This window comes from Novosphingobium sp. BW1 (genome assembly GCF_008107685.1).
GTDB lineage: Bacteria > Pseudomonadota > Alphaproteobacteria > Sphingomonadales > Sphingomonadaceae > Novosphingobium.
Window position 1 is genome coordinate 1 of record NZ_VIRF01000003.1, and the last position, 251, is coordinate 251.

Genomic DNA, 251 nt, shown 5'->3' on the forward strand with positions numbered 1-251 from the left:
TTCCTCGAGCGCTTCCACGCAGAAGTCGGCGTCCAGCGTAATCGAAATCCGGTGGCTGAGGACCTTGCGGCTGAACCAGTCGACGATAGCGACAAGATAGACGAAGCCCCGGGCCATGGGAATGTAGTGGATTGATCGGAACAGATGATTCCGTTTTCGGGATTCCCTTGAACGGGGGGACATGCGAAGATGGCGCATGCGAACGGGCATCCAGATTGAGGTTACAGGACCGGACACCAAGCGGCTCGAAG

The 251-nt window shown here is 57.4% G+C and carries 1 pseudogene; it reads right to left on the reverse strand.

Annotation, left to right across the window (positions count from 1 at the left end):
* Positions 1-132 (reverse strand): annotated as a pseudogene (locus tag FMM79_RS00015) (IS3 family transposase); the annotation flags it as partial.
* Positions 133-251: the final 119 nt, after the last annotated feature.